The organism is Anaerobacillus sp. ABD4_527 (genome assembly GCF_056160805.1).
This window is the reverse complement of the sequence record NZ_JBSWXZ010000008.1, coordinates 49,822-56,433: the sequence shown is the minus strand read 5'-3', so window position 1 is coordinate 56,433 and position 6,612 is coordinate 49,822. Positions and strand designations below refer to the sequence as shown.

At 43.2% G+C, this 6,612-nt stretch carries 7 protein-coding genes and 12 tRNA genes; 1 reads left to right on the top strand and 18 read right to left on the bottom strand.

Annotation, left to right across the window (positions count from 1 at the left end; genetic code table 11):
* Window positions 1-161: 161 nt before the first annotated feature.
* From ACXAHI_RS20280 to ACXAHI_RS20220, 13 genes are all read right to left on the bottom strand, one after another.
* Window positions 162-238 (bottom strand) — tRNA-Ile (locus ACXAHI_RS20280).
* Between the two features lie 7 nt (window positions 239-245).
* Window positions 246-319, bottom strand: a tRNA-Gly gene (locus ACXAHI_RS20275).
* 9 nt (window positions 320-328) lie between these two features.
* A tRNA-Pro gene (locus ACXAHI_RS20270) sits at window positions 329-405 on the bottom strand.
* A gap of 17 nt (window positions 406-422) precedes the next feature.
* Window positions 423-499, bottom strand: a tRNA-Arg gene (locus ACXAHI_RS20265).
* A gap of 10 nt (window positions 500-509) precedes the next feature.
* Window positions 510-595 (bottom strand) — tRNA-Leu (locus ACXAHI_RS20260).
* Window positions 596-619: 24 nt separating this feature from the next.
* A tRNA-Leu gene (locus tag ACXAHI_RS20255) sits at window positions 620-704 on the bottom strand.
* A 7-nt stretch (window positions 705-711) separates the two neighbouring features.
* Window positions 712-787: transfer RNA gene (locus ACXAHI_RS20250), tRNA-Lys, on the bottom strand.
* A gap of 5 nt (window positions 788-792) precedes the next feature.
* A tRNA-Gln gene (locus tag ACXAHI_RS20245) sits at window positions 793-867 on the bottom strand.
* Window positions 868-886: 19 nt separating this feature from the next.
* Window positions 887-962 (bottom strand) — tRNA-Asp (locus ACXAHI_RS20240).
* A gap of 43 nt (window positions 963-1,005) precedes the next feature.
* Window positions 1,006-1,080: transfer RNA gene (locus ACXAHI_RS20235), tRNA-Glu, on the bottom strand.
* 7 nt (window positions 1,081-1,087) lie between these two features.
* A tRNA-Ser gene (locus tag ACXAHI_RS20230) sits at window positions 1,088-1,178 on the bottom strand.
* Window positions 1,179-1,181: 3 nt separating this feature from the next.
* A tRNA-Asn gene (locus ACXAHI_RS20225) sits at window positions 1,182-1,256 on the bottom strand.
* A gap of 185 nt (window positions 1,257-1,441) precedes the next feature.
* A complete protein-coding gene (locus ACXAHI_RS20220) occupies window positions 1,442-1,900 on the bottom strand; it encodes a SprT family protein (protein ID WP_474850853.1) in 459 nt (152 codons plus the stop codon).
* Window positions 1,901-2,001: 101 nt separating this feature from the next.
* On the opposite strand from ACXAHI_RS20220, the gene cmpA reads away from it, so the two are divergent.
* On the top strand, window positions 2,002-2,115 hold the full coding sequence (gene cmpA, locus ACXAHI_RS20215; protein WP_270182823.1) for a cortex morphogenetic protein CmpA: 114 nt from the start codon (window positions 2,002-2,004) through the stop codon (window positions 2,113-2,115).
* Window positions 2,116-2,124: 9 nt separating this feature from the next.
* On the opposite strand, the gene ACXAHI_RS20210 is transcribed toward cmpA, so the two are convergent.
* From ACXAHI_RS20210 to ACXAHI_RS20190, 5 genes are all read right to left on the bottom strand, one after another.
* Window positions 2,125-4,293, bottom strand: coding sequence for a Tex family protein (locus tag ACXAHI_RS20210; RefSeq protein ID WP_474850851.1), 2,169 nt, complete (start codon window positions 4,291-4,293; stop codon window positions 2,125-2,127).
* Window positions 4,294-4,404: 111 nt separating this feature from the next.
* The gene (locus ACXAHI_RS20205; RefSeq protein WP_474850849.1) at window positions 4,405-5,007 is read right to left on the bottom strand and encodes a SpoIIE family protein phosphatase; all 603 of its coding nucleotides are present in this window, start codon (window positions 5,005-5,007) and stop codon (window positions 4,405-4,407) included.
* Window positions 5,008-5,009: 2 nt separating this feature from the next.
* Window positions 5,010-5,804: an RNA polymerase sigma factor SigB gene (sigB, locus tag ACXAHI_RS20200; protein WP_270182826.1), complete on the bottom strand. Its 795-nt coding sequence runs from the start codon at window positions 5,802-5,804 to the stop codon at window positions 5,010-5,012.
* On the bottom strand, window positions 5,773-6,228 hold the full coding sequence (gene rsbW, locus ACXAHI_RS20195; RefSeq protein ID WP_442865232.1) for an anti-sigma B factor RsbW: 456 nt from the start codon (window positions 6,226-6,228) through the stop codon (window positions 5,773-5,775). Before rsbW ends, sigB begins: the two co-directional genes overlap by 32 nt.
* Window positions 6,229-6,251: 23 nt before the next feature.
* Window positions 6,252-6,581 carry an STAS domain-containing protein gene (locus tag ACXAHI_RS20190; protein ID WP_270182827.1) on the bottom strand — a complete coding sequence of 110 codons (330 nt, stop codon included), beginning with the start codon at window positions 6,579-6,581 and terminating at the stop codon, window positions 6,252-6,254.
* Between the last annotated feature and the right edge of the window lie 31 nt (window positions 6,582-6,612).

The window sequence follows — 6,612 nt, the reverse complement described above, 5'->3', positions numbered from 1 at the left end:
AATCTAGCTTTAAAACAATGTTGTTTCCGTAGAAACAATTTCTTGCATGGCGTTTCGTTCAGTTTTCAAAGATCGATTTGTTTCTTTCGTTGTCGTTTTCAGCGACTTTACTAATGTATCACATCTTGCGAAGTCGCGTCAACACCTTTTTTTAAGAAAGATGGTGGGCCTGAGTGGACTCGAACCACCGACCTCACGCTTATCAGGCGTGCGCTCTAACCAGCTGAGCTACAGGCCCATCTTTATGGAGCGGGTGATGGGAATCGAACCCACGACATCAGCTTGGAAGGCTGAGGTTTTACCACTAAACTACACCCGCATTTCTAGATGGTCGGGAAGACAGGATTTGAACCTGCGACCCCTTGGTCCCAAACCAAGTGCTCTGCCAAGCTGAGCTACTTCCCGACTATGTTATTAAAAAATGGCGCGCCCGAGAGGAGTCGAACCCCTAACCTTCTGATCCGTAGTCAGACGCTCTATCCAATTGAGCTACGGGCGCATTATATAGTTGGTGCGGTTGAGAGGACTCGAACCTCCACGGGGTCTCCCCCACTAGCCCCTCAAGCTAGCGCGTCTGCCATTCCGCCACAACCGCGAAAACGTATTTCTTTGTTTGAATTGGTGCGGGTGAAGGGACTCGAACCCCCACGTCGTAAGACACTAGATCCTAAGTCTAGCGCGTCTGCCAATTCCGCCACACCCGCATGAAAATGGTGAGCCATGAAGGACTCGAACCTTCGACCCTCTGATTAAAAGTCAGATGCTCTACCAACTGAGCTAATGGCTCGATAATGGCTGGGCTAGCTGGATTCGAACCAGCGCATGACGGAATCAAAATCCGTTGCCTTACCGCTTGGCTATAGCCCAATATCGATGTGAAAATAAATGGCGGTCCCGACGGGAATCGAACCCGCGATCTCCTGCGTGACAGGCAGGCATGTTAACCGCTACACCACGGGACCTTATAATGCTATTGTTTTTGTTTTTTCGTTGTTCGAATAAAAATGGTGACCCGTACGGGATTCGAACCCGTGTTACCGCCGTGAAAGGGCGGTGTCTTAACCGCTTGACCAACGGGCCATAAAAATGGCGGAGAAGGAGGGATTTGAACCCTCGCGCCGCTCACGCGACCTACACCCTTAGCAGGGGCGCCCCTTCAGCCACTTGGGTACTTCTCCGTTTGGCTCCACAGGTAGGATTCGAACCTACGACCGATCGGTTAACAGCCGATAGCTCTACCACTGAGCTACTGTGGAATAATATGTTGTTTGTTGTTGCCGTCGTTATCGGCGACATTTAATATAATAACCCATCCAGAAAGCAAAGTCAACACATTCTCGAAAGTTTTTTTGGCTGTTTTTGAGAAGCTAATGATGCGTTTCGGACAAGTCTCTCAAAGAGACTATATTAATTTAACACATAGCTTTTACACCGTCAATAATTAATTAGAAGAAGTTAATAAGAGTTTCCCCCTGCATTTCCCACAGACAAACCTCGCCGTATCTATCCTTCTTTTTCGTTTGTAGGAGGTCTTGCAATTCGAACATTGATAGATGTGTTTGATTTTCTCCGTACGTCTTTTACCAGGAACAGCCTGACAGTATCTCGAGCCGCCTACACGATTCAGGAGTTCTTTAAAATCTCGATCCTTGTGTTTGTATCCTTTCCCTTGAATATGAAGGTGGTAATGACAGAGCTCATGCTTGATGATACCGATCAGCTCATCAAAACCGTACTCCTCATAATGCTTAGGGTTGAATTCGAGATTATGAGATCTTAATAAATACCGACCGCCCGTTGTTCGTAAACGTGGATTAAACGTTGCTTCGTGAAGGAAAGGCAATCCGAATGATTCCATTGATATCTTTTCTACCATTAGCTGCAGGCTTTTGTTATCCATAAACGCCCCTCCTGTGATTCGAACACTTACAAGCAGTATTTCATAAACTAATTTACAGCATCTTATCAAATGTGTCACGAGATTAAAAGGAGGAGATCCTGATGCCTGTCTGGTTTAAGAGACAGCTTCAACAGGCTTATTTACAGAAAGACCGCTACCAAATCAAATTATTAAATCAGTGCTGGTTTTTCTACAAAAGAAAACACCGCCCCTAAGGGCAGTGCTTATGATGGTTGTAACATTGTGAGAGCGATTCTTTCCTTTTGAAGATCGACACTGTCTACCCAGACAGTCACAACCTGACCGACGTGCACGATATCCATCGGATTTTTAACGTAGCGGTTTGATAACTTTGAGATGTGCACGAGTCCATCTTGTTTGACACCGATGTCGACGAACGCGCCAAAATCAACGACATTCCGTACCGTACCTTCTAACTCCATTCCTTTTTCAAGGTCTTCCATTTTTAAGACGTCCGTTTTCAACAGTGGTTTTGCAAGTTCATCACGAGGATCTCTTCCAGGCTTTTGAAGTGATTTAATGATGTCTTTTAAAGTAGGCTCACCAATTTCAAGAGCCTGTGCCGTTTCTTTAATCGAAAGGGTGGAAAGTGCTTGAACAAGTTTATCTGAACCAATGTCATTTGGGTCACACCCGATTTGGACAAGCAATGCTTTCGTCACATCATAGCTTTCAGGATGAATCTCTGTTTGATCAAGTGGTTGCTTTCCTTCCATTATTCGTAGGAAACCAATACACTGCTCATAGGTTTTCGCTCCAAGCCTCGGAACTTTCTTCAACTGAACGCGGCTTGTGAACTTCCCTTCTTCTTCTCTTCTTTTCACAATATTACTTGCGACCGATTTAGAAAGTCCGGCAACATATTGGAGGAGAGACACAGAAGCAGTGTTCACGTTCACGCCTACCTGGTTTACTGCTGTTTCTACTACGAACGTCAGTTGATCATTCAGCTTCTTTTGTGAAACATCGTGTTGGTATTGGCCAACACCTACTGACTTCGGATCAATTTTCACTAGTTCCGCTAGTGGATCTTGAACGCGCCTTGCGATCGAAACAGCTGAGCGCTCTTCTACTTGAAGTGAAGGAAACTCCTCTCTTGCAAGATCTGATGCAGAGTACACACTCGCTCCAGCTTCATTGGCAATTAAGTACACGACTTCATCATCTACTTCTTTAATAACCTCTGCAACGAACTGCTCCGACTCTCTTGATGCCGTACCATTTCCTATTGCGATCATCTCAATATCGAATTCTTTAATCAGCTTTTTGACGATTTCTTTCGATTTTTCAACCTCTGATCGAGGCGGAGTTGGATAAATAACAGAAACGTGTAGCATCTTCCCTGTATCATCAACAACTGCGAGTTTACACCCCGTTCGATAAGCTGGGTCTAACCCAAGTACTCGCTTTCCTTTTAGAGGCGGCTGAAGCAATAGATGCTTTAAGTTTTCTGAGAAGATATGTATCGCTTGGTCTTCTGCCACTTCTGTAAGTTCCTTACGAATTTCTCTTTCCACGGAAGGCTGAATCAAACGTTTATAAGCATCTTCAATCGTTTCTTCTAATATAGAAACACTTTCGCTTTCTTGACGAATTAGTTTTTTACGTAGGTATTCAAAGATTGTGTCAGTAGGTGCAGCGACCGAAGCCTTTATGACACCTTCTTTTTCTCCTCGGTTGATGGCGAGTACACGGTGAGGAACAATCTTTGCGATTCCTTCCTGGTACTCGTAATACATTTCGAAGATTTTCTTCGGGTCATCTTCTTCAGATTTCAACTTTGTTTGGAGTGTCCCGTTTTGGAACGTTTTCGCTCTGATCCACTTTCTCGCTTCCGCATCATCAGAAATCCATTCGGCGATGATGTCTTTTGCACCCTGGAGCGCATCTTCTATTGTCGTCACTTCATTTTCGTCAGAAATATACGTTGCAGCTTTTTCTTCAGGGTTACCTTTCCCATCATTCAGTAACCATTCCGCTAAAGGCTCTAATCCTTTTTCTTTTGCAACAGTAGCTCGCGTACGCTTCTTTTGTTTGTAAGGACGATAAAGGTCTTCGACTTCCTGAAGTTTTGCTGCTTTTACTAACTTACCTTTCAACTCATCTGTTAGCTTGCCTTGTTCTTCAATAAGACGAATGACTTCTTCTTTTCGGTTTTCGAGGTTTTGAAGATATGTCCAAGACTCTTGAATCTCTCTTAACTCAACCTCATCAAGACCACCTGTGAGTTCTTTTCTGTATCTCGCAATGAACGGAACAGTGTTTCCATCATCTAAAAGTGTGATGACCTGACGTACACGGTCCTCTGATATCTTCAGCTTTTGTCCTACTTTATTAAAAAGTTCCGGTTGTTTTTCTGCGGTAATTCCCAAATCCATTCCTCCTTATCAAAAACATAGTAGTATAAGTTTACAGGAATAGACCCTTTGATAAAAGTCTATCCAAAATAAAAAAGCCTTCCATCGTTTCGGAAGAACTTTTATTTAGACAGGTTTGCCTACGAGTAATGTCACGTCATCATTCGTAGGGGGTAATGCATTCGTTAGGTGGCGGAAGGACTCTTCCACTGTGTCAAACTTCGCAATCATCGCATGGTTTCTTGAACTGATCTGAACGCCATCAGAAAACGTAACGAACGAAGAACCTTTAGGATATTCGATTGTTTGGACTTTCACTTTTTGAAGCTTTCCTGAAAGATAGCCTGAATAGGATATGGGACGAATAACGCGACCATCTGGGTGGAAAACAATCAAATTGATGTTACCGATCCCGCTGAACTCCATTTGTCGTGTTTGAAGGTTCAACTTAAATACCGATAACACACATCCTCTTTTTCCTCTCATCTCTTCATTCGCGAGCTTCATCAATGTGTCTACATCTTTATCCTGATGATCTTTAACTACGTTAATAGCGGCGAGCGACGAATCTCTTGCTAGATCGCCGCTTCCGAGTCCGTCAGCTACTGCACAGATGAAGTGCTCTTCCGTTTCTTCCACGAAGTAGCTATCTCCACACATCTGATTGCCATCTTTCGGCTTTTGATACGCTGCAACAGTCAACTGGTCAAATTCATGTTGTTCAAACATATCTAAAAGGCCTCCGTAGGTTCAATACGAATTGCCTGTCTGAGCTTTTCTAAAGCCCTACGCTGTAATCGAGAGACATGCATTTGGGAGATACCTAATTTTTCGCCTGTTTCTTTTTGACTCATGTTTTCGAAATACGTACAGTTTAATATTTCTTGCTCTCGCTCGCTCAATACAGCAAACGCCTTTTTTAGGACCATTTGCTGGTCGACAAGATCAAAGCCTTGCTCTTGGTCTCCAACCAAATCGAGGAGTGTAACTGTACTACCTTCTTGATCCGCCTCAATCGAACTGTCAACAGACAGTGCTTGATAGCTCTTACCCATTTCCATCGTTTCAAGTACTTCTTCTTCAGAAACGTTTAGGTATTCAGCCAACTCGTCTACTTTTGGCGAACGTTGCAATTCGTTTGTAAGGTCCTCTACAGCTTTCTTGATGCGCGGGCCAAGCTCTTTAATTCTTCTCGGAACATGAACACTCCAAGTTTTATCACGGATGAATCGCTTAATCTCCCCAACGATTGTTGGGACTGCGAACGACTCAAAACTTCTTCCAAAAGAAGGATCAAAACGTCGAAGTGCTGCTAGCAATCCGATCATGCCCACTTGAGATAGATCGTCATGAATGCTTTTCCCTTTTGAGAACTTTCGTGCTAGTGATTGAACTAAATCTTCATACCGTTCGACTAATTTAAGCTGAACCTCTTCATTCGTCGGGTCATTTTGATATTGTTCAATCCATTCATATACTTCATTTTTGTTGTCTTTATTTTGGGGTTGATGAGATTGTGCTGGCATCTACTTCCACCCCATCTCTGTGGAGGAACTTCGTCATCATGACAACAACCCCATCCTCTCCACTGATTTCCACTTTGTCCATCAGCGATTCTATTAGAAAGAGCCCTAATCCTCCTTCACTGAGTTGGTCAATGGATTTCTCACTATCAACAGGTCCGAGCTTCTCTGAGACCTTAGAGTAATCAAAACTTTGTCCACGATCAAGAACCATCATTTCAAGTCGATCTTCATAAATTCCATAACCGATCGTAATCTGTCCTTTTTCGTCTTCTTTATAAGCGTGATTAACAGCATTTGTACATGCTTCTGATAATGCAATTTTGATATCTTCGATTTCATCATAAGAATAGCCCATTCGGTTCGCGATACCCGATACTGTTAATCGAGCTACACCTACGAACTCAGCTTGAGCTGGTATTTTCATTTCAACAAAGTCAGAAATATTGATCACTTTGATCCCCCCTTTACGTCTTCGATATCAATCACTTCATCAAGCCCAGTGATTTCAAAAAGACGCTGAACTCTAGATGTCATACCTCTAAGTTTCAGAGTACTACCGTGTTCTTTGGAGGATTTAAGTGCACCGACGAAAACGCCAAGTCCTGTACTATCCATATAATTAACATCACCAAGGTGAACGAGTGTTTCATGACTTTCCTTGCCTGTTAACGGAAGCAAAGCTTCTCGCAGTTGGGGTGCAGTATATGCATCAACTTCTCCTGCAATATATAAATGATGTGTATTTCCTTGATCTTCTTGTTTGATCTGCAAATTCATAACATTTCCCCCTTATAGGTCGTTACATAAT